Origin of the sequence: Corynebacterium mucifaciens (genome assembly GCF_012396315.1) — a bacterium.
GTDB classification, from domain to species: domain Bacteria; phylum Actinomycetota; class Actinomycetes; order Mycobacteriales; family Mycobacteriaceae; genus Corynebacterium; species Corynebacterium mucifaciens.
Genome location: NZ_JAAXPF010000004.1, coordinates 26,695 through 47,674 on the forward strand (window position 1 = coordinate 26,695; position 20,980 = coordinate 47,674).

A 20,980-nucleotide genomic window follows, 5' to 3' on the forward strand; every position below is an offset into this window, starting at 1 on the left:
GCTAGCGGGTGACCTTGACCTCGGCCTTCGCCCCCGCGACCTCCTCGAGGCCCTCTTCCTCGGCAATCCGGTGCGCGTAGTCGATCAGCGTCTCCACGATCTTGGACTCCGGCACGGTTTCTACAACCTCGCCCTTGACAAAGATCTGGCCCTTGCCGTTGCCGGACGCCACGCCCAGGTCGGCGTCGCGCGCCTCACCCGGGCCGTTAACCACACACCCCATCACGGCGACGCGCAGCGGGAATTCCATCCCGTCGAGGCCTGCGGTGACTTCCTCGGCCAGCTTGTACACGTCCACCTGCGCACGGCCGCAAGACGGGCAGGAGACGATCTCGAGCTTACGGGGACGCAAGTTGAGCGATTGCAGGATCTGGTCGCCGACCTTGATTTCCTCGACCGGGTCCGCGGACAGGGACACGCGGATGGTGTCGCCGATTCCCTGCGAAAGCAGTGCGCCGAACGCGACGGAGGACTTGATGGTGCCCATGAACTTCGGGCCAGCCTCGGTCACGCCGAGGTGCAGCGGGTAATCCGTCTTCTCCGCCAGCTGGCGGTACGCCTCCACCATGAGCACCGGGTCGGAGTGCTTCACAGAGATCGCGATGTCGCCGAAACCGTGCTCTTCAAACAGCCCGGCCTCGTAGATCGCGGACTCCACCAGTGCCTCCGGGGTGGCCTTGCCGTACTTCTCCAGCAGCCGCGGATCCAGGGAGCCGCCGTTGACGCCGATGCGGATCGGGATGCCCGCGTCGCCGGCCGCCTGCGCGACCTCCTTCACGCGGCCGTCGAACTCCTTGATGTTGCCCGGGTTCACGCGCACCGCGGCACAGCCTGCGTCGATAGCCGCGAAGATGTACTTCGGCTGGAAGTGGATGTCCGCGATCACCGGGATCGGCGACTTCGCGGCGATTGCAGGCAGCGCCTCCGCGTCCACCGTCTTCGGGCACGCCACGCGGACGATGTCGCAGCCCGCGGTTGTCAGCTGCGCGATCTGCTGCAGTGTGGCGTTGATGTCGTGCGTTTTAGTGGTGGTCATCGACTGCACTGAAATCGGGTGGTCGGAGCCCACGCCGACATCGCCCACCATCAGCTGACGGGTTTTGCGGCGCGGCGCCAAGGTCGGTGCCGGGCCCTCTGGCATACCTAATCCGATGGGGGTGTTCATGGTGGCTAACTCTAGCACCGTCAACCAAATATTCGGACGGGGTTGACCACGTCAGCAGCCATCACCAGCACACCAACGCCGAGCATCAGCGCGGCCATGGCGTAGGTCAACGGCATAAGCTTTTCGTAGTTGGCGGGAGCGCCTGGGCCGAGCCCCCGAAGGCGTCGTACAGCGTCGCGCACCTTCTCGTAGAGCACCACCGCAATGTGGCCGCCATCCAGCGGCGGTAGGGGCACCAAGTTAAACAGCGCGAGGAAGAAGTTCAGGCTGGCCAGCAGCATCCAGAACGCTGACCACATGTTCTGCTCTGCCAGCTCGCCGCCGGTGCGTGATGCCCCGATCACGCTGATGGGGCCTTCGATGTCGCGCTCGGCGCCGAAGATTGAAGCGACCACGCCCGGGATCTTGCCGGGAAACGCCACGATGCCGTCGACGGTCGCCTCCAGCATCTGCCACGCAAACCGCGCCGTGGCGGGCACAGCCTCGAGCGGGCCGTACTGCTTCACGGCATCCACCACCGGCGCCGCGACAATGCCCACCGCGCCAACAGTGACGTGTTGCCCGGTCGCAGGGTCGATGCGCTGCACCCCCTCCACTGGGACGTCCAGGGTGAGCGTTTCGTCGTCGCGCAGGACCTCCAGCTCCACGGTTTCGCCGGGCTGCTTGGCGACGGCGTCCCGCAGATCCCCAAACTGCTCAACCTCCCGCCCGTTGATTGCCACGAGCGTGTCCCCCGGGCGCACACCCGCCTGGCCGGCGGGGCCCTCGCCCGCGCACTCCCCGAGGGTGTCTGTGTCCACCTGGTCCGCCACGCAGACGGTTTGGCCGACGCGCGGGGTGAAGTCGGCGTCCGGGTTCGGGATGCCGGAGAAGACCGCGACGAAGTACGTGATGACAACGCCGATGAGCAGATTCATCGCGATGCCGCCGGCGAGCACAGCCACGCGCTGCCACGCCGGTTTGTTCACCATGGCGTGGGGCGCCTCCTCCGGCGTGAGCGGATCCATCGCGGTCATTCCCGCGATGTCGCAGAACCCGCCGAACGGCAGGGCCGCGATGCCGTACTCCGTGTCACCTTTCGTGGTGGACCACACGGCGGGGCCGAAACCGATGAAGTAGCGCCGCACGCGCATGTTGAAGGCGCGGGCGGTGAACATGTGCCCGGCTTCGTGCAGCGCGATCGACAGGGCGATCGCAAGCGCGAAGCCAATAATGCCTAGAGCACTCACAAGAGCCTTCCGCCGCTATGCGCCGGCGACGCGGGCAACCGCGGCCCTCGCACGTTCGCGGGCGCGGTCCTCAGTGCGGATCACGGACTGCACGTCAGCCGGGGCCTCCGCGAAGTCGCTGGCGCCGTCTAACACCTCGGCGACGATGTCCACGATCTCGGGGAATCTCACGCGCCCGCCCACGAACGCGTCGACGGCTACCTCGTTGGCCGCGTTGTAAATGGCGGGGTACGGGTCCCCCTCCTGCGCCGCGTGGCGGGCCAGCTTCACGGCCGGGAACGCGTCGTCGTCCAGCGGCTCAAAGGTCCACTCCGACGCCTGGGAGAAGTCCAGCGCGGGCTGCGCGCCCGGGATGCGGTGCGGCCAATTCAGCGCGTGCGAAATTGGGAGCTTCATCGAGGGCGGGGATGCCTGCGCAATAGTGGCGCCGTCCGCGAAGGTGACCATCGAGTGCACGATGGATTGCGGGTGGACCGTCACGTCGATCTTGTCCGGCTCCACGTCGAACAGCAGTGACGCCTCGATGAGCTCCAGGCCCTTGTTCACCATCGTCGCGGAGTTCAACGAGTTCATCATCCCCATCGCCCACGTCGGGTGGGCCACGGCCTGCTCGTAGGTGACGTCCATCAGCTCGGCGCGGGTCTTGCCGCGGAACGGGCCGCCGGAGGCGGTGAGCACGAAGCGCTCCACCTCGCCGCGGCTGCCCGCGCGCAGCGCTTGCGCCATCGCGGAATGCTCCGAATCCACGGGCACGATCTGGCCCGGGCGCGCGGCCTGCAGCACGAAGCGGCCACCGGCGACCAGCGACTCTTTGTTTGCCAAGGCAAGGGCCGCTCCGGACTTCAGCGCGGCCAGCGTTGCGGGCAAGCCAGCGGAGGATCCGACGAGCGCGTTGAGCACAAGGTCCGGCTGGGATACTTCCACCAGCTCGGCAGCACAGGTCTCGCCGGTGATAACGGGACCGCCGAGTGCTTCGGACACCTCCTTGGCCGCCTCCGCATCACGCACGGCGACGCAGTCCGCGCTCACGCCGAACTCGCGGGCTTGCTGGACCGTCAGCTCGGGGTTCGACCCCCCACTGGCAATCCCCACCACGTTGAATTGGTCGCGGTGGCCGCGGATCACCTCAATCGCCTGCGTGCCTATGGAACCGGTCGAGCCCAGGATCACTACATTCTTCACGCGCCATATTGTTGCACGCACCGCCGCCGTCCGGCACCACGCGGCAGTCACCGCGCGAGCGGTGGTGCGAAAGTTTGAACACAATGGGGGTGAGGTGTCACCGTCCGCACCTGTGGTGTGAGATGATGGGCGCTGACAGTTTTTGCCAATTTTGCCAACCGCCAACCACGCTTTGAAGGAGCATTCCAGTGGCCCACGCGAAGGACAACGCACCCCAGGTGTACAACGGTGTTTCCGAGGCGGACGTTCCGTCCGCACGCTTCGGCTGGAGCGCGTTCACCGACCGCACCATCCAGATCGCCGGTTGGATCTCCGTGCTGTTCCTCGTTGCCTACAACTTTGGCAACCACGAGGGCCACGTTGAGACCATCTGGCTTGTCGTGCTTGCCGTGCTGATCGCCCTCGGCCTGATCCTGCAGGCGACCAAGCCCAAGCTCAACCAGGTCCGCACCGTCACCGCCCACAACAAGCCGGTGGGCCACCAGGAACCCGACTGGATCTACAACCAAGCCTCCCTGTCCGGCGATGTGTACGAGAACCTCACCGATTCCCAGCTCCGCGCCCTGAACATCGAGCCGTCCCGCGTTGCGCACCTGCGTCCGGCACGCGGCGAGGAGCGCGCGGTCGAGGGTTCCGTTTCCCGCCCGGTTGCCGCGCCGACCGAGCGCGAGGATGTGGAGGTCGTCACCGTGGAGCCCCGCGGCAAGCACTCGCGCATCTAGCTGCGTATCGACGACGTAACCGCCAGCCACCCGGCTGGCGGTTTTCTCGTATCCGGCTAGCTTGCCTTCTCGTCCGCGGCGAGCTGGCCGCACGCGGCCGCGATCTCTTGGCCCTTCGTATCGCGCACGGTGCACGGCACGCCCTGCGCGGCCACTCGGCGGACGAACTCGTCCTGCCGCGCCTTTGGCGACGCGTCCCACTTGGACCCCGGGGTGGGGTTGAGCGGGATCACGTTCACATGCACGCGCGAGCCGAGCGCGGCGTGCAGCTTCTTGCCCAGCATGTCCGCACGGAAATCCTGGTCGTTCATGTCCCTGATCAGCGCGTACTCGATGGAGACGCGACGGCCGGTCTGGTCGGCGTAGTACCGGGCGGCGTCGAGGACCTCGGCGACGGCAAAGCGGTTGTTCATGGGAACCAGCTCGTCACGGAGCTCGTCGTCAGGCGTGTGCAGGCTGACGGCTAGGGTGCACGACAGGCCCTCGTCCGCGAGCATGCGGATCTGCGGGGCCAGCCCCACCGTGGAGACGGTGACGTTGCGCTGGGAGATGCCAAAGCCGTCCGGGGCCGGCTGGGTAATCTGGCGCACGGCAGAGACCACGCGCTTGTAATTGGCCAGCGGCTCCCCCATGCCCATGAACACGATGTTGGACAACCGCGAGCCCTCGGCCTGCATCATGGCCGCGGCCGCACGGACCTGGTCCACGATTTCGGCCGTGGAAAGGTTGCGGTCTAGGCCGCCCTGGCCGGTGGCGCAAAACGGGCACGCCATACCGCACCCTGCCTGGGAGGAAATGCACAACGTGGCGCGGCCGGGGTAGCGCATCAGGACGGATTCCAGCAGAATGCCGTCGTGAAGCCGCCACAGCGTCTTGGTCGTGTCGCCCTCATCGGTCTCCACAGTGCGCACGGGGGTGAGCAGCGTTGGAAACAGCGCGTCCTTGACCGCCTGGCGTTGCGCCTCGGGCAGATCCGTCATGGTCAACGGGTCCGCCTCAAACTTGCCGTAGTAGTGCCGCGCGATCTGGTCGGCGCGGAACTTGGGCAGGCCCAGCTCCTGCAGCGCCTCGATGCGCTCGTCTTTGCTCAGGTCCGCGAAGTGCTTCGGCGGCATGCCGCGCTTCGGCGCGAGCAGCTGAATGTGGGGGAAATCGCTCATAGTGCGCCCCATCTTTGCACGTTAGAGCGCCGAGTACGAATCTTGCGGGCCGCCTACGCGCCGTTCATCAGCGAGATGGTGGTGAGCAGGATGTACGTCGCCGCGGCGGCCGGAAGCATGCCGTCGAGGCGGTCCATGATTCCCCCGTGGCCGGGCAGGAGGTGAGACATGTCCTTGATACCCAGCTCACGCTTGAACTGGCTTTCCACCAAGTCGCCCATTGTCGCGCAGATGACCAGGGCAACACCAAGCACGATGCCCATCCACCACGGCCCGTGGATGAGCAGCGCCACCACGAGCACGCCGGTGATGATGCCGGCGACGAGCGAGCCCGCGAACCCCTCCCACGACTTGTTCGGGCTGACCGCGGGCGCCATCGGGTGGGAGCCGAACATCACGCCCGCGGCGTACCCGCCGACGTCGTTGGCCACCACGCAGAGCATGAACGCGATGATATAGGCCGAGCCATCCACGCCTGCTTCGGTGATCCCGGAGATCATGGCAGCGAAGGTGCCGAAGAGCGGGATCCAGGCCAGCACGAAAATCGCCACCGCGGTGTCCCGCAGATAATTCTCTGGCTGGCTGTGGCGCCCCCTGTGGAACATGCCCCAGAACATCACCACCAGCACGGTGAAGGCGAACCCGGCGACGAGGCCGGACGTGCCGTACGGCACCGACAACCAGAGCATGGCCTGGCCGAGGATGATCAGCAGCGTGCGGGGCTGGATGTAGCCGGCCTCGCGCAGCCGTGTCATGACCTCCCACATCGCCAACGCGACCGCCACGGCGACAAGCGGGTACCAAGCCACCGGCCCGATCCACACCGCCGCGATCACCAGCGCGCCGAGCACCACCCCTGTGGCAATTGCCGCCGACAGGTTGCGCCCGGCCTTGTTCTTCGGCCTCGGTGCACGCGTGGGCCAGCGGCTGGGCGCGGCCTCGGCACCGTGCGTGGTGTGCGTTCGCGGCAGGGACACGTCGGCCTAGACCTCCAGCAGCTCGTTTTCCTTGCGCTGCACAATCTCGTCGATCTGAGCGACGTACCCCTGGGTGGTCTTGTCCAGGGCCTTTTCTGCGGTGTTGACCTCGTCCTCGCCCGCGTCGCCGTCCTTCTGAATTTTCTTCAGCGCTTCCATGCCCTGGCGGCGGACGTTGCGGATGGCAATCTTGCCGTCCTCGCCCTTCTGCTTCGCCTGCTTGACCAGGTCCTTGCGGCGCTCCTCGGTGAGCTGCGGAACGGTCACGCGGATCACCTGGCCGTCATCCGTCGGGTTGACGCCGAGATCGGAGTTGCGGATCGCGTTTTCAATTTCGCCCATGGTGGACATGTCGTAGGGCTTGATCAGGAGCATGCGCGGCTCCGGCACCGAAATGGTGGCCATCTGGTTGATCGGCGTCCGGGCACCGTAGAAGTCCGCCATCACGCCGTTGAACATTGCCGGGTTCGCACGGCCGGTGCGGATGCTGGCCAGCTCATCTCGGGTGTGCTCGACGGAGGAGGTCATGCGCTCTTCAGCATCCAGCAAAACGTCATCAATCATGGGTCTACCCCTATCGCTTCTCGGGTTTGCGTCCCCCTTAACTTACCAGCGCTGCGCGCCTGCCTAGACTGTCGCCATGCCGCACCCAGCCTTCACGTACGTCGCCCACCCCGGCGCTGTGCTGGCGGGCCCGCCCGGCGGGCGGCTGACCGGCTGGCACATCCCCGTCAAAGATGGCACCGATGTCGCGGGCATGCCCACGACGAACGGCAACCCGGCCCGCGCCTACGTCGCGCGCGAGACGGACCCGTTCGTGCTGAAGCTCCTCAACGCGGGGGCAATTATCGACGCCAAAACGCTGACCTCCGAGCTCGGCGCAACCTGCTACGCGGAGCGCCCCGGCGTGCCGGTGTTGGAGTCCCCCGCCTTCCCCGGCCGCACGCCTGGCGGATCCTCTGCTGGCGCGGCAGTAGTGGTCGCGGACGGGATCTCGCGCGCCGCGCACGGCACGGACGCCGGCGGCTCGATCCGCGTGCCCGCGGCGGCGTGCGGCGTGACGGGGCTGAAGCTGGCCAGCCGCGAGCTGCCCGCGCACGGCTTCCTTTCCCGCAATGTGGCGGACCTGTGCACGCTCACTGGGTGGGAGCCGCCAGCCGGTCGCCGGTTGCGGATCGGCGTGCTCACCAAGGGTGTGTTCGCCGACCCCGAGGTGGCGCAGCGGCGCGGAGCTGACGTCGAGAAGCTCGCGGCGCTATTGGGCCGCACGCACGAGGTGGTGGAGATTGGCCCGTACGCGGAGTCTGGGGCCACCTACGCGCACTTCACCACCTTGATCACGCATGCGTTCCGGGACGTGAACCCGCTGGACAGCGTCTACATCGAGTGGCTGGTGCGGCAGGCCCAGCGGCTCGAGACCGAGCAGGTGGATGCTGCGAAAGCGCACGCCCGCGCACTTCCGGGCATCGTTGCGCGGCAATGGAATGTTGATGCTGTGCTCTCCCCCACCGTCGCCTACGATCCCCCGCCCCTCGGCTATTTCCCGGCCCTTGCCCCCGAGGAGAGTTTCCACGCGCAGACCCACTGGTCGCCGTGGTGCTCCGTGTTCAATGTGTTAGGCACCCCGGCGATCGCGCTTGGCGGCGTGCACCTGGGCAGCCTACGGCTCACGGGGCCGGAACTGCTTCGCCTCGCGCAGGAGGCGGAAGCACTCCTTGAGCGCGAGGTGAGCCGCTAAGCGGCGGGTTACGCGACGAGCGTGCCCACCTGCTCGCCCGAGACGGCGCGCGCGATGTTGCCCTCTTCCAAGAGGTTGAACACGAGGATCGGCATGTTGTTGTCCATGCAGAGGCTGAAGGCAGTCGCATCTGCAACCTTCAGCCCCCGCTCGATGACCTCCCGCGGCGAGATCTCGGAAAAGAGCTCCGCGTCCGGGTTTTCGCGCGGGTCGGAATCGAAGACGCCGTCGACCGCCTTGGCCATCAGCAGCACCTCGCAGCCGATCTCGAGCGCGCGCTGCGCCGCGGTGGTGTCGGTGGAGAAGTACGGCATGCCCATACCAGCGCCGAAGATCACCACGCGCCCCTTCTCCAGGTGGCGCGCCGCGCGAAGCGGCAAGTACGGCTCTGCAATCTGCGCCATGTTGATAGCGGTCTGCACGCGGCAGTCCACACCCATCTGCTGCAAGAAGTCCTGCAGCGCAAGGCAGTTCATGACCGTGCCCAGCATGCCCATGTAGTCGGAGCGGGCGCGGTCCATGCCGCGCTGCTGCAGCTCGGCACCGCGGAAGAAGTTGCCGCCGCCGATGACGACGGCGACCTCGGTGCCCCCGCGCGCGACCTCCGCAATCTGTCGCGCGACGGACTCCACCACGTCCGGGTCGATGCCGACCTTGCCTCCGCCGAACATTTCACCGCCCAGCTTCAGCATCACTCGCTTGAAACCTGTGCGGGTGGGATTGAGGTCAGTCACCGAGAATCGCTCCTTTGCGCGGCGGGGTGTGGACATGTTCGCAGACGATAGTAGCCCCGCGCATGCACCGGCACCGAACCGCGCTCGGGTGGCGCGTGCCTCACGACGAAACCCCGTACCCGGCCAGCCACCCGTTGAGGGCGGTGGGGGTACGGGGCGTCGAAAGGATTACAGACGCTTACGCCTGGCCAACCTCGTAGCGGACGAAGTCGGTGATCTCGATGCCGTTCTCCTCGGCGTACTGCTGCACGGTCTTCTTGGAGTCGGACAGGGACGGCTGATCCAGCAGCACAACGTCCTTGAAGAAGCCGCCCATGCGGCCCTCAACGATCTTGGCGATGGCAGCCTCCGGCTTGCCCTCGTTGCGGGTGATCTCTTCCTGGACCGCGCGCTCCTTCTCAACAACGTCGGCCGGCACGGCCTCCTTGTTGAGGTAGCGAGCCTTCATCGCGGCGATCTGAAGAGCAACCTGGTGGGCAGCCTCGGCGTTGTCGCCGGTGTAGGCAACCAGGACGCCGACAGCCGGCGGCAGGTCTGCAGCCTTCTGGTGCAGGTAGGGCTCAACCTTCTCGCCCTCGACGGTAGCGGCGCGGCGCAGCTCCAGCTTCTCGCCGATCTTGGCGGAGAGGCGCTCCAGCACGTCGTGGGCGGTCTCGCCGTTGACATCCGCGTTGGCCAGCTCCTCCGGAGAGTTCGCCTTCACAGCGGCTGCTGCGTCCGCGATCTGGGCGGCGATGTCCTTGAACTCCTGGTTCTTGGCCACGAAGTCGGTCTCGGAGTTGATCTCAACGATGGTGTTGCCGGAGACGGCAACCAGGCCCTCGAGGGCGTTGCGCTCCGCGCGCTTGCCCACGTCCTTTGCACCCTTGATGCGGAGGTTCTCAACGGCCTTGTCAAAGTCGCCGTCGGTCTCTTCGAGTGCCTTCTTGCAGTCGAGCATGCCGGAGCCGGTGGTCTCGCGGAGCTTCTTGACGTCAGCAGCAGTGTAGTTCGCCATAGTGGGCGATCCTCCTCATAGAAGTGTTGCGTAAAGATGAATAACCGTTAATAGCGTAGCCGACGTTTTCCACGGCGGCACGGCTGGCGCACGGTTTAGGGCGCCTTCACACGCGAAACACCCCGCGCCCGCCATGTGCCCCACCGGTCGGACCGGCAGGCACTGGCGAACACGGGGTGCGCGAGGGTTCAGATCAAAGGATCCGTACTGCGTGGCCTACGCCTGGGTGGCGGACTCGGTGCCAGAGATCTGGATGCCCTCGTCGACCTTGCCGGTCTGGTTGGCGGCCTCAGCCTCGTTCGCCTGCTCAGCGGCGCGCACAGCTGCCGGCTGCTCAACCTCGGCGACCTCCTGCGGAGCGGCGGTCTCTGCGGCGGCGGCAGCCTTCGCAGCGTCGGCGGCGGACACGTCGTCGGATGCGGCGGCCTGAGCGGCAGCCTCAGAGGCCTCAGCCTGGCGCTTCGCGTCGGTGTCGCCGGCGGCGTCGCGAGCGGAAGCGAGCTGGCGCTCCTCGCGCTGCTGCTTACCTGCGACAACAGCCTCGCCCACGATGCGGGTGAGCAACTTCACTGCGCCGATAGCGTCGTCGTTGCCCGGGATCGGGAAGTCCACAACGTCCGGGTCGCAGTTGGTGTCCAGCACGGCCACGACAGGGATGCGCAGCTTCTGCGCCTCGGAGACCGCGATGTGCTCCTTGTTGGTGTCCACGATCCACAGCGCGGACGGCGCCTTGGTCATGTCGGCGATGCCGCCCAGCACACGCTCGAGCTTGATGCGCTCGCGGGTGAGCATGAGGACTTCCTTCTTGCCACGGCCCGCGTAGCCGTCCTCGGCCGCGTCCATCGCCTGCAGTTCCTTCATGCGGCCAATGCGTTTGGACACAGTCTGGAAGTTGGTGAGCATGCCGCCCAGCCAGCGGTGCGTCACGTACGGCATGCCGACGCGCTGCGCCTCTTCCTGGATCGGCTCCTGTGCCTGCTTCTTGGTGCCGACGAACAGGATGGTGCCGCCGTGAGCGACGGTTTCCTTGACAAACTCGTAGGCCTCATCGATGTAGGTCAGCGTCTGCTGCAGGTCGATGATGTAGATGCCGTTACGGTCGGTGAAGATGAAGCGGCGCATCTTCGGGTTCCAGCGACGCGTCTGGTGGCCGAAGTGCACACCAGCGTCGAGGAGTTCACTCATGGTTACAACTGCCATGGTTCTATCTCCTTCGGAGAAAATAGTTCGGTTATCTTGCAAGTCTCACGCGCGGGTTTTTATCCCGCGCCCTAGCACCGTGCTCGCCCCGCACCCTGTGAGAGGGACCGTCGCTGAGCAGGCATGATCCGGCGCGCGTTGTCAGCCCAGAAAAGCTGCCGGTGCAACCCTACCTGGCTTTCCCAGCAAAACCTAATCTCATCTGCGTCTTCATGTGGATAACCCCGCCGCGGCCGAGGCGTTATCCACAGAACCGCTTGCGCCCCTTCTCACTGCAGCGGTGAAGTGGTCTGATCGCAGCATGCGACTATCGACGATCCTCCGGTCCACCACCGCCCTGTTCCTGCTCACCGCCGCACCTGCCGCCGCGTGGGTTGACCCGGTCGCCGGCACCGCGCACTCGAGCGGGGTGAGCCGTCCCGCGGACATACCGGACCAGAACTGGAAGCCCGGCCACCGGGGCGTCGACCTACCATTGCGCGCTGGCCAGCCGGTGCTCGCGGCGGGTGACGGCGTTGTCGCGTTTGTCGGCTCGGTGGCTGGCACGCCCGTCCTCGCCATTGACCACGCCGGCGGGATCCGCACCACCTACCAGCCTGTCCGCTCGGATCTTGCCCCAGGCGATGCAGTGCGCGAAGGGCAGCCCGTGGGCACGCTCACCCGGGCACCCACAACGTTCTCCGGGGCGCACGATGGCCTGCACTGGGGCGCACGAACCGGCAAGGACACCTACATTGACCCGCTGACGTTGCTGCAGCCGCCGCGCATACGGCTCAAGCCGCTCGACGGTTCTCCTGCGTCACCTACGCGCGAGGGTGCGCCTGGTCGTAGATTCGCTTGAGTCGCTGCGCGGAGACGTGCGTGTAAATCTGCGTGGTCTGCAAGCTGGTGTGCCCGAGCATCTCCTGCACCACGCGCAGGTCGGCACCGCCCTCGAGCATGTGGGTCGCCGCTGTATGGCGCAACGTGTGCGGGCCGACGTGCTCCACGCCCGCGCCGCGCCCGGCGCGCTCAACCACCCGCCGGACCTGGCGCTGGTCGACGCGCCCGCCGCGGGTGCCGACAAACATTGCGGGGGTGTCACCGGCGAGCTCGTCGCGGCCAGACTCCAGCCATGCCGCAACGGCCGCCGAGGCCTCGTTGCCGAAGGGCACGACGCGCTGCTTGTTGCCCTTGCCGGTCACGTGGGCGAGCCCCCGGGCGAGGTCGACGTCACCGATGTCGAGCCCGGTGAGCTCGCCGACGCGCATGCCCGTGGCGTACAACAACTCAAGCATTGCCCGGTCGCGCAGGTGCTCCGCCGGATGAGCCCCGTCGTCCTGGGGCACCTCCACGAGCTCTGCGGCACGCTCCCCTTGCACCACTGTGGGCAAAGGGCGGTTGACTTTGGGGGCCTTCAACCGGGCTGCGGCGTCGCTTTCGATGTAGCCCTGGCGGTAGGCCCAGGCAGAAAAGGCCCTGGCGGCTGCGGTGCGCCGAGCGAGTGTCGCCCGGCTCTTGCCTGCCGCGAGGGCACCCGCCAGCCACTGCCGCAGCGCGTCAAGGGTGAACTCGTTGAACGTCGCCGCGTAGTCGCTCAGTCCTCGCAGATCCGCCACGTAGCCCTTGACCGTGTGTGGTGAGCGGCCGAGGACGAGTTCGGCGTATTCGGCGAAGTCGTCCACCGCTGCCTGCAACTGTCCCGGCTGTGCACTCATGTCACGGCAGCTTACTCCCCTCCCACAGCCAGCTGCTCTGCCCGCGACCAGCGACGCCGGTCGCGCTCCACTAACCCACGCTGCGACAAATCCATGAGGATGTGCACCGTCAGCGCGATGGTGAGCCCGGAGTCCGCGGCAACCTCCTCAGCCTCGCGGCCCTGTTGGCCCACGGGCGGAAGCGCGTCGTACACGCGCAGCTCATTGCGGGAAAGCTGCTGCGTCACGCTCGGCGGGAACTGCATTTCCAGCTGCTCGTCGGCATCGAACTCTCCGACCGCCGTGAGCTGCTCGTGCACCTGGCCGGCGTTGAGCACCATCAGCGCTTCTTCTCGCTGGATAGCCAAGTTGGCACCGAGCGACTGCGCGTCGGTGATCGGGCCCGGCACCGCCATGGCTTTCCGGTTAAACGTGTTGACCCACTTCAAGGTGTTGAGCGCCCCGGAGCGAAACGGCGCTTCCACCAGCACGGTACCGAGGGTCAGCGCCGCAACCAGACGGTTTCTGGTGAGGAAGCGGTGCCGGTCAGGCGTGGTGCCGAACGGATACTCCGTCACGATGGCAGACCCGCTGGCCACGATGCGCTCAAACAACGCTTTGTTGGAGCGCGGGTAGTGCTCCCCCGGCCCGCACGCGGCGACCACGATAGTGGGCGTCTGCACGTCGAGCGCCGTTTGGTGCGCGACGGTGTCAATGCCCAGTGCCCCGCCGGAGACGATCGTGTACCTGTGCCCGCCCAATCCGGTGACCAGGTCTTTGGTGGCCGCGTGACCGTATTTGGTTGCGTGGCGCGTGCCCACGACGCCGACCGAATGCGCGAGCAGCCCCGCGAGGTTGGGGTTCCCCTGCACCCACAGCGCGTGCGGGGCGATCCCGTCCGGCTGGTGGCTGACCTTGGCGGCCGCGCCAGTCTGCTGGCGGGCGAACGAGCGCTCGATGGCGTCCGCGGGCCACTGCGCGCTATCCGGCGTGAGCAGCGTGAAGCCCGCTTCGGCCGCGCGCTCGATATCTTCGGCGGGCCGGTCCCAGGTGAAGCGGTTTTCAGTCTGCGCGAGCAGGCCGCCGATCCAGGTGGCGCGGGTGCGCACACCGTGCGCGATCTCGTCCGCGGATTTTCCCATGCTGAGCAGTGCCTGGATGTGGTGCGAGGGTCCCTCGACCACACGGCTGAGGTAGGCCCAGGATTCTGGCGCAGACACTTAGGCCACCTCCTGCGGGTTCGCGCGCATGTCCACGGCGCGGTAAACATGGTCGATGTCCGGCTGGTCCGCCTGCTCCAGGTCCGCGAGCGTCCAGGCGAGCTTCAGGCACTTATCCGCGCCACGCTGCGTGATCGTCCCCTCCGAGAGGGAAGATTCCAGCAGCGCCATCGCCGATTCCCGCGCCGGGAAGTGCCGCCTGATCAGCGTCGCCGGGACGCGCGCGTTCACGGACTCCGCGAGCCCTGCCTGCGCCCAGCGGGCCGCCGCGCGTTCCCGGGCGGCCACCACCCGCCGCGCGATCGCACTGGACGGCTCCGCATCTTTGGGGCTGAGTACCGACGCCTCGGCCGAGGTGGTGAGGAACACGTCGATGCGATCCCTCAGCGGGCCCGAGATGTTGCTCAGGTGCCGCGCCCGTTGCGGAGAACTGCACGTGCAGCGCCCCTCGATCCGCTGGCAAGCGCACGGGTTGGCAGCCAGCACCAGCTGGAAATCTGCCGGGTACACCACCTCGCGGCGGGCGCGAGTGAGCCTCACCTCTCGCTTTTCCAACGGGATACGCAGGGAATCGAGCACGTGCGCTTGGATCTCCGACGCCTCGTCGAGGAAGAGCACCCCGCGGTGCGCCTGGCTCACCGCCCCGGGCGTCGGCGTGCCACTGCCCCCGCCGATCAGCGCCGCGCGCGTGAGGGACGGGTGCGGCGCGACAAACGGCCGCGCGTCGACGACGTCTCCCCCAGAGATGCCCGCAGCGGAGTGGATGGCAGTGACTTCCACCACCTCCTCGACCGTGGGGTCCGGCAGAACCGATGGCAGGCGCTCTGCCAGCATGGACTTTCCGGATCCGGGTGGGCCGATCATCATGACATGGTGGCCGCCCGCGGCGGCGACCTCAAGCGCCTCGCGTTCCTCGGTCATCCCGGCGAGATCGCAGAAGTCGGGCACGGCGACCTGTGTCGCCTCGCGCACCGGCGCCGAGGCCACGTCCAGCTGGACGGCCCCTGTCACCCACTCCCAGACATGCTTGAGCGAATCTGCCACGAGCACGTTGCTTCTGCCCAGCAGCGCCGCCTCGGCGGCATTGGCGCGCGGCACGACGATCGTGTCCACGGCATTGTCAGCGTCGTGCAGGGCTGCGAGCAGCATCGGGAGCACGCCTTCGGCCCGTCGCAACGTGCCGTCCAAGGCGAGCTCGCCGCAGAACATCGTTGCCCTGAGCACCCGTTCCGCGCGCGGGTCCAGGCTGCCCAGCACCGCCAGCGCGATTGGAAGGTCGAAGTGCGAGCCCGCCTTGGGCAGGTGCGCCGGCGAGAGCGACACCATGATCTTCGTGCGCGGCCACGGCAGCGCCGAGTTCGCAATCGCGGTGCGGATGCACTCACGGGATTCCTTCACCGCCGCGTCGCCCAGGCCCACCATGTGCATCCCCGGCAGGCCGGCGCCGACGTTTGCCTCCACCGTGACCAGGCGTGCGGTGACGCCCTCCACGGTCGCGCTCACCGTGCTAGCAAGCGCCATCTTCGACCCCCGGGTAGCGCCGCAGGATGTAATCCTCGCCCGCGAAGACCACCTCGACCACGTCGAAACGGACCGGCCGATACGCGTCTGCGCAGTGCTCTTCGAGCCACTGGGCCGCGCACCTGCGCATGGTGGCCAGCTTCTTCGTTGTCACCGCCTCAGCTGCGCCGAACGCGCTGCCGCGGCGCGACTTCACCTCCACGAAGACGACCGTGCCGTCGTCGTCTTCAACGACGGCATCGATCTCCCCCGCCCGCATTCGCTGCCGGTGCCCGAGGAGGGTGTACCCCTCATCCTCGTACCACCTGATCGCAGCCCGCTCCCCTGCGCGGCCCAGCTCGTATTGGGCCTGGTAATCCACCTGCATGGTCCCTCCCGCGTGTCTTAGAGTTCCAAGAATCGGTCCTCTATCAGACTTCGGAAGCACCGTGGCGGTTCCGCCGACAGGGAAATCTGCCGCGTTCCGGCTCGTCCGCTACCCCGCCGTTTGTTCCCTGTACTGACTCCGGGTACTTACTCCGGGAAGGTCAGCTCGGGCTTGTCCAGTTCCTCGATGTTGACGTCTTTGTAGGTGATTACCCGGACGTAGCGCACGAAGCGCACCGCGCGGTACATGTCCCACACCCAGGCGTCCGACATCAAGACCTCGTAGTACACGTCCCCACCCTCGGTGTGCGGGATGAGCTTGACGCCGTTGGCCAGGTAGAAACGCCGCTCGGTTTCCACCACGTAGGAGAACTGGCTGGCTACGTCGCGGTATTCGCGGTAGAGGGAAAGCTCGACGTCCGCCTCGTAATTGTCAAGATCCTCTGCGCTCATGCGTGCCCCTTCATGCTGGACTGCGAGTAGAAGACGTCAGCGTCCCTGACGTTCGCATAACTATAGCGGTGCTCGGGACTCGCGCCGTGGCGGCGCACCGCGTCCATGTGCGCCTTCGTTGAATAGCCCTTATGCCCCTCCAGGCCGTACTCGGGGAAGCGCTCGGCCATTTCGCTAACCAGCCGGTCACGGCTCACCTTGGCCAGCACGCTGGCGGCGGCGATGCAGCGGGCGGTGTAGTCTCCGCCCACCACCGGCAGCTGGGGTGCGACCAGGCCGGGGATACGGAACGCGTCGACAAGCACATAGCCCGGCTGCACGGAGAGGCCCGAAATTGCGCGGCGCGCGCCGTCAAGGTTGGCCGCCTGGATGCCTCGGCGGTCTATCTCGGCCGCCGGAATGTGCACGACGGAGTACGCGAGCGCGGTATCGACCAGCGCGTCGAAAAGCAGGCTGCGCTTTCGCGCGGTGAGTTTCTTTGAGTCCGTTAGGCCCTCCAGCGCGCGCTGCGGCGCTGGCGGCAGCACGCACGCGGCGATAGTGATGGGGCCGAAACAGGCCCCGCGGCCGGCCTCGTCCACCCCTGCCACCGGCCCGAGGCCCGCCTTTTCTAACGCGACCTCGTAGGTGCGCAGCTGCTTTAAGCGGCGCACAGCATCATTGCTGGATGTCCGGGTCGTCGACACCCTGCATGCGGCTGAGCGGGAAGACTACAGCCTTGACTTTGCCGCGGATGTTTTCCTCCGGGATGGTGCCCTGGAGCTCGTCGCCCATGTGCGCGCGCGAGTCGAGCGAGTTGGTGCGGTTGTCGCCCATCATGAAGTAGTGGCCTTCCGGCACCGTCACGGGGCCGAAGTACGGGCCACCGCAGGCGTCGGACCCTTGCGATTGATCCACCGGGTAGAAGTTCGGCTGCAGTGTGTAGGACTGGTCGATCGGTTTGCCGTCGACCATCACGGCGGGATCCCCCGCCTGGCAGGACACGGTTTGACCGCCGGTGGCGATAATACGCTTCACCAGCGTGTTCTCGTCTTTCGGCACCAGCCCGACCCAGGAGCCGACTTCTTGCATCCCGCGCACGACTGGGTTGGAAGACCGGTTGGAGTCAAAGCCCGTGTTCCACGAATCCGTGCCGGCGAACACGATGACATCGCCCGGCTCCGGGTCGGAGAAGTAGTAGCTGACCTTCTCCACGAAAATGCGGTCGCCCGAGCCGTTCTCCCCGTGCAGCGTGGGCTCCATGGAGGCGGACGGAATGACGTAGAGGCGGCCGATGAACGTCTGGATCACAAACATGATCAGCAGCGTCAGCACCACCACCACCGGAATTTCCACATACCAAGGAAGTTCCTTGTTCTCTTCCTGCGTCCCCGCCGGTATGCGCCCCGCTCGAGCGGGCTGCGCAGGCGCGTACCGCTGTTGCGCGTAAGGGTTGTGGGGCTGTGCAGGCTGGTTGGGCTGCTGCCCGCCTGCGGGTCCGTTCACGTTGGTCACCCGGGATACGTTAGCACCGCCCGGGCGCGCCCCAGCACGCTGGGACATGGCGCGGGCATGGTGCAAAGACAAGCGAAGCGCCCCACCCGATACGACTCGGACGGGGCGCGGGGGCGGCGCAGAACTAGCGGCGCTCCTTGATGCGGGCAGCCTTGCCGCGCAGCTCGCGCATGTAGTACAGCTTCGCGCGGCGGACGTCGCCCTTGCGGACAACCTCGATCTTCTCCAGGTTCGGGGAGTGCACCGGGAAAGTACGCTCAACGCCGATGCCGAAGGAGACCTTGCGCACGGTGAAGGTCTCGCGGATGCCGTCGCCCTGACGGCGGACCACGAAGCCGGTGAAGACCTGGGTACGGGTAACAGAACCCTCGATCACCTTGACGTGGACGTCGAGGGTGTCGCCCGGGCGGAAATCCGGGATGTCGTCGCGCAGCTGGCCTGCGTCGACAAGATCAATGATGCCGTTGCTCATGAAAGCAATCCTTTACGTGTTCGGACAGAGGACCCTGGCGGCACTTCCCCTGCGGGGCGCTCGGCCGGTTCGTGTCGATTACAACAACCCGGCAAATGTTACATACGCGCCGGTCAGTTCCCAAATCCGGCGCGCTTGAGCGCGTCCGCCATGGAGCCGGATGCTTGGCGACGCCCCTCCGGCGCGCCCTGTCGCCGGCCACCGCCCCGGCCATGGTTCTTGCCACCGTTCTTGCCGCCTCGCTCCGCTCTCCCCTTCTTCGGGGCGGGCTGGCCCGGCTCGTCGTCGAGGCGCAGGCTTAGGCCGATGCGCTGGCGCTGCACGTCGACGTCCATGACCTTCACCTTCACCACCTGGCCGGAGCGCACCACCTCGTGCGGGTCGGAAACAAAATTGTGGCTCATCGCCGAGACGTGGACAAGCCCGTCCTGGTGCACACCCACGTCCACGAACGCGCCGAACGCGGCGACGTTGGTCACCGTGCCCTCCAGGATCATGCCGGGCTGTAAGTCTTTCACCTCATTGACGCCCTCTTTGAACTCGGCGGTTTTGAACTCCGGGCGCGGGTCGCGGCCGGGCTTGTCCAACTCCGCGAGGATGTCGGTGACGGTGGGAACACCGAACTGGCCGTCCGCGAAGTCCGCCGGCGCGAGCTTCGACAGCACCGCGGTGTTGCCGATGAGCTGCTCCGTGCTTAGGCCCGTTGCTTGGGCGACGCGCTCCACCACCGGGTACGCCTCCGGGTGGACTGCAGAGCCGTCGAGCGGGTTCGCCCCGCCCCGGATACGCAGGAAGCCCGCGGCCTGCTCGTACGCCTTGGGCCCGAGGCGCGGCACCTTGCCCAGCTCTTTGCGGGTGGTGAAGCGGCCGTTCTGGTCGCGGTAGGCGACGATGTTCTTGGCCACCGTGCCGGAGAGCCCTGCGACGCGCTCAAGCAGCGGCGCGGAGGCGGTGTTCACATCCACGCCGACGGAGTTCACCGCGTCCTCCACCACCGCATCCAGCGTCTGCGCCAGCGCGGTCTGGTTCACGTCGTGCTGGTACTGGCCCACACCGATGGATTTCGGATCCACCTTCACCAACTCCGCCAGCGGGTCCTGCAAACGGCGCGCGATGGACACCGCTGAGCGCAGCGAAACGTCCATATCCGGGAACTCCTCGGCCGCAATCGCGCTGGCGGAATACACCGACGCGCCCGACTCGGACACGACCACCGGGGTGGGGCGCTTCCCGCCCGCCTCGGCGATGAGGTCCGCCACCTCGCCGGCGAGCTTCTCCGATTCGCGCGACGCCGTGCCGTTGCCCACGGCAATCAGCTCCACGCCGTGCTCCGCCGCGAGCGACGCCAGCTCCGCGCGCGAGGCGTCCCAGCGGTTCTGCGGCTGGTGCGGGTAGACGATGGTGGTCGCCAGCACCTTGCCGGTCTCGTCCACTACCGCGCACTTCACGCCATTGCGGTAGCCGGGGTCCAACGCCAGGGTGGCTCGCTGGCCGGCCGGGGCGGCGAGCAGCACGTCGCACAGGTTGGTCTTGAACACCTGCAGCGCACCCTCCTCCGCCTTTTCCTTCAGCCGCATGCGCGTGTCCAGGTTCGCGGAAACCTGGAGCTTGGTGCGCCACCCCCAGCGCACGGCCTTGGCCAGCCACTCCGACTCCTTGACCGGCAGATCGAAGCGTTCCGCGATCAAGCCCTCGTACACGGCCTCGTCGCCGGGATCCATGTCCAAGGTCAGCACGCCCTCGGCCTCGCCGCGCAGGAGCGCAAGGATGCGGTGGCTCGGGAGGTTTGCAAACGGCTCCGAAAACTCGAAGTAGTCCGCGAACTTCGCTCCCTCAGTTTCCTTGCCTTCCACGGCCGTAGAACGCATGGTGCCTTGCTTATAAACGCGGTCGCGCACCTCACCGACCAAGTCCGCGTCAGTGGCGAAGCGGTCCACCAGGATGGCGCGGGCGCCCTCGAGCGCGGATTTCGCATCCGGGAAGCCTTCCGATAGGTGGGCTTCGGCCAGGATTTCGGGGGACGCCGAAGGGTCGTCGATAAGCTGCTGCTCCAACGCCTCAAGTCCTGCCTCGCGCGCGACGTCCGCCTTCGTCTTGCGCCGCTTTTTGTAGGGCAGGTAGAGGTCTTCCACGCGCGCCTTGGAATCGGCGGCGAGGATCTCGCGCTTAAGCTTATCGGTGAGTTTGCCCTGCGCCTCAATGCTTTCCAGCACCGCCTGCTTCCGCTCCGCAAGCTCAACCAGGTAGGTGTTGCGCTCCTCGATGTGGCGCAGCTGCGCGTCATCGAGGCCGCCCGTGGCTTCCTTGCGGTAGCGGGCGATGAACGGGACAGTGTTGCCCTCGGCCAGCAACTTCAGCGCCTGCTCGACCTGGCTGTCCCGCACCTGTAGTTCTTTCGCGATGGTGGCTGCGATTGATGTCATTCGGGCGAGTGTAGTCGGCGGCGTCAGGCTAAACCTGCACCGTGCTCCCGGAGCGATACATCCCAGGCGGCAGCGCCTTTTCCACCGCCCGTGTCGCCTCCTCGAGCGCGAGCGCGGTGCGTCCGGTAACGGTGAGGGTGTCGCCCTCAAGGGCGATCTCCGGGGCGCGGTAACCCGCCTGCTTCAAGGCCCGGCGCAGCTGCTTGATAACGACGCGCTTCGCCCCATCCACCCTGACCGTCGTGACCACC

21 protein-coding genes are annotated in these 20,980 nt (G+C 66.9%); 3 read left to right on the top strand and 18 right to left on the bottom strand.

The features are described from left to right. Window position 1: 1 nt before the first annotated feature. The 3 genes from ispG to dxr are packed head-to-tail and all read right to left on the bottom strand — an operon-like array spanning window position 2 to window position 3,585. Complete coding sequence (ispG, locus tag HF989_RS04730) at window positions 2-1,165, bottom strand: flavodoxin-dependent (E)-4-hydroxy-3-methylbut-2-enyl-diphosphate synthase (RefSeq protein WP_168684369.1); 1,164 nt, start codon at window positions 1,163-1,165, stop codon at window positions 2-4. Window positions 1,166-1,185: 20 nt separating this feature from the next. Continuing rightward, window positions 1,186-2,394 carry a site-2 protease family protein gene (locus HF989_RS04735; protein ID WP_168684371.1) on the bottom strand — a complete coding sequence of 403 codons (1,209 nt, stop codon included), beginning with the start codon at window positions 2,392-2,394 and terminating at the stop codon, window positions 1,186-1,188. Between the two features lie 15 nt (window positions 2,395-2,409). Continuing rightward, window positions 2,410-3,585, bottom strand: a complete 1,176-nt coding sequence (gene dxr / locus HF989_RS04740) for a 1-deoxy-D-xylulose-5-phosphate reductoisomerase (RefSeq protein ID WP_168684608.1) — start codon at window positions 3,583-3,585, stop codon at window positions 2,410-2,412. A 179-nt stretch (window positions 3,586-3,764) separates the two neighbouring features. Between dxr and HF989_RS04745 the strand changes: the two genes are divergently transcribed. Further along, window positions 3,765-4,298, top strand: a complete 534-nt coding sequence (locus HF989_RS04745; RefSeq protein ID WP_425482987.1) for a DUF2631 domain-containing protein — start codon at window positions 3,765-3,767, stop codon at window positions 4,296-4,298. A gap of 56 nt (window positions 4,299-4,354) precedes the next feature. Here HF989_RS04745 and rlmN read toward each other — a convergent pair whose 3' ends face one another. From rlmN to frr, 3 genes are read right to left on the bottom strand one after another with little or no spacing between them, the layout of a single operon-like run. After that, complete coding sequence (gene rlmN / locus HF989_RS04750) at window positions 4,355-5,458, bottom strand: dual-specificity RNA methyltransferase RlmN (RefSeq protein ID WP_038612160.1); 1,104 nt, start codon at window positions 5,456-5,458, stop codon at window positions 4,355-4,357. Window positions 5,459-5,511: 53 nt separating this feature from the next. Further along, entirely contained in the window at window positions 5,512-6,429 is a 918-nt protein-coding gene (locus HF989_RS04755) for a phosphatidate cytidylyltransferase (protein ID WP_168684612.1), read from the bottom strand. Window positions 6,430-6,441: 12 nt separating this feature from the next. Continuing rightward, window positions 6,442-6,999, bottom strand: a complete 558-nt coding sequence (gene frr / locus HF989_RS04760; RefSeq protein WP_168684373.1) for a ribosome recycling factor — start codon at window positions 6,997-6,999, stop codon at window positions 6,442-6,444. A gap of 76 nt (window positions 7,000-7,075) precedes the next feature. On the opposite strand from frr, the gene HF989_RS04765 reads away from it, so the two are divergent. Continuing rightward, window positions 7,076-8,173, top strand: a complete 1,098-nt coding sequence (locus HF989_RS04765) for an amidase family protein (RefSeq protein ID WP_168684375.1) — start codon at window positions 7,076-7,078, stop codon at window positions 8,171-8,173. An 8-nt stretch (window positions 8,174-8,181) separates the two neighbouring features. Here HF989_RS04765 and pyrH read toward each other — a convergent pair whose 3' ends face one another. The 3 genes from pyrH to rpsB all read right to left on the bottom strand — a co-directional run bounded on the left by pyrH (window position 8,182) and on the right by rpsB (window position 11,104). Continuing rightward, a complete protein-coding gene (pyrH, locus tag HF989_RS04770) occupies window positions 8,182-8,943 on the bottom strand; it encodes a UMP kinase (RefSeq protein WP_051952267.1) in 762 nt (253 codons plus the stop codon). A 142-nt stretch (window positions 8,944-9,085) separates the two neighbouring features. Continuing rightward, window positions 9,086-9,904 (bottom strand): translation elongation factor Ts, encoded by an 819-nt coding sequence (tsf, locus tag HF989_RS04775; protein WP_038612171.1) that lies wholly within the window; start codon window positions 9,902-9,904, stop codon window positions 9,086-9,088. A 216-nt stretch (window positions 9,905-10,120) separates the two neighbouring features. Then, complete coding sequence (gene rpsB, locus HF989_RS04780; protein ID WP_168684377.1) at window positions 10,121-11,104, bottom strand: 30S ribosomal protein S2; 984 nt, start codon at window positions 11,102-11,104, stop codon at window positions 10,121-10,123. A 214-nt stretch (window positions 11,105-11,318) separates the two neighbouring features. Between rpsB and HF989_RS04785 the strand changes: the two genes are divergently transcribed. After that, window positions 11,319-11,945 (top strand): M23 family metallopeptidase, encoded by a 627-nt coding sequence (locus tag HF989_RS04785; protein ID WP_343033548.1) that lies wholly within the window; start codon window positions 11,319-11,321, stop codon window positions 11,943-11,945. Here the strand turns inward: HF989_RS04785 and HF989_RS04790 are convergent. The 9 genes from HF989_RS04790 to HF989_RS04830 form a co-directional block, all read right to left on the bottom strand. Continuing rightward, window positions 11,908-12,801, bottom strand: a complete 894-nt coding sequence (locus HF989_RS04790) for a tyrosine recombinase XerC (RefSeq protein ID WP_168684379.1) — start codon at window positions 12,799-12,801, stop codon at window positions 11,908-11,910. The two genes, HF989_RS04785 and HF989_RS04790, sit on opposite strands and share 38 nt — an antisense overlap. 11 nt (window positions 12,802-12,812) lie before the next feature. After that, window positions 12,813-14,000: a DNA-processing protein DprA gene (locus HF989_RS04795; RefSeq protein WP_343033549.1), complete on the bottom strand. Its 1,188-nt coding sequence runs from the start codon at window positions 13,998-14,000 to the stop codon at window positions 12,813-12,815. Next, complete coding sequence (locus HF989_RS04800; protein ID WP_168684382.1) at window positions 14,001-15,521, bottom strand: YifB family Mg chelatase-like AAA ATPase; 1,521 nt, start codon at window positions 15,519-15,521, stop codon at window positions 14,001-14,003. Continuing rightward, window positions 15,508-15,888 (bottom strand): YraN family protein, encoded by a 381-nt coding sequence (locus tag HF989_RS04805; RefSeq protein ID WP_038612187.1) that lies wholly within the window; start codon window positions 15,886-15,888, stop codon window positions 15,508-15,510. The genes HF989_RS04800 and HF989_RS04805 overlap by 14 nt, the downstream gene beginning before the upstream one ends. Window positions 15,889-16,034: 146 nt before the next feature. Beyond that, window positions 16,035-16,340, bottom strand: a complete 306-nt coding sequence (locus HF989_RS04810) for a DUF2469 domain-containing protein (RefSeq protein WP_038612190.1) — start codon at window positions 16,338-16,340, stop codon at window positions 16,035-16,037. Further along, window positions 16,337-16,993 carry a ribonuclease HII gene (locus tag HF989_RS04815; protein WP_168684383.1) on the bottom strand — a complete coding sequence of 219 codons (657 nt, stop codon included), beginning with the start codon at window positions 16,991-16,993 and terminating at the stop codon, window positions 16,337-16,339. The genes HF989_RS04810 and HF989_RS04815 overlap by 4 nt, the downstream gene beginning before the upstream one ends. Window positions 16,994-16,997: 4 nt before the next feature. After that, on the bottom strand, window positions 16,998-17,834 hold the full coding sequence (gene lepB / locus HF989_RS04820) for a signal peptidase I (protein WP_343033550.1): 837 nt from the start codon (window positions 17,832-17,834) through the stop codon (window positions 16,998-17,000). Window positions 17,835-17,958: 124 nt separating this feature from the next. Continuing rightward, a complete protein-coding gene (rplS, locus tag HF989_RS04825) occupies window positions 17,959-18,306 on the bottom strand; it encodes a 50S ribosomal protein L19 (RefSeq protein WP_038612195.1) in 348 nt (115 codons plus the stop codon). A gap of 113 nt (window positions 18,307-18,419) precedes the next feature. Next, entirely contained in the window at window positions 18,420-20,729 is a 2,310-nt protein-coding gene (locus HF989_RS04830; protein ID WP_168684389.1) for a Tex family protein, read from the bottom strand. Between the last annotated feature and the right edge of the window lie 251 nt (window positions 20,730-20,980).